The organism is Streptomyces sp. NRRL B-1347, from assembly GCF_000720325.1.
Lineage (GTDB): Bacteria > Actinomycetota > Actinomycetes > Streptomycetales > Streptomycetaceae > Streptomyces.
This window is the reverse complement of record NZ_JOJM01000299.1, coordinates 1-344: the sequence shown is the minus strand read 5'-3', so window position 1 is coordinate 344 and position 344 is coordinate 1. Positions and strand designations below refer to the sequence as shown.

Genomic DNA, 344 nt, shown 5'->3' with positions numbered 1-344 from the left:
TCAATGCCTACCGGCAGCTGGCGGCCGCCAGTGACTATCCGCTGCACCTGGGTGTGACCGAGGCGGGTCCCGCTTTCCAGGGGACGATCAAGTCGGCGGTGGCGTTCGGTGCGCTGTTGGCGGAGGGCATCGGTGACACGATCCGGGTCTCGTTGTCGGCGCCTCCGGCGGAAGAGGTCAAGGTCGGCATCCAGATCCTGGAGTCGCTGAATCTGCGCCAGCGGCGGCTGGAGATCGTCTCCTGCCCGTCCTGTGGTCGTGCGCAGGTGGATGTGTACAAGCTCGCGGACGAGGTGACGGCGGGGCTCGAGGGCATGGAGGTGCCGCTGCGGGTCGCGGTCATG

Annotated in this window: 1 protein-coding gene; it reads left to right on the top strand. The window is 67.7% G+C overall.

What is annotated here, in order from left to right; translation table 11 throughout:
- Window positions 1-344, top strand: a 344-nt coding sequence (locus IG74_RS0145070; RefSeq protein WP_030689771.1) for a flavodoxin-dependent (E)-4-hydroxy-3-methylbut-2-enyl-diphosphate synthase, incomplete at both ends; no start/stop codon positions are given.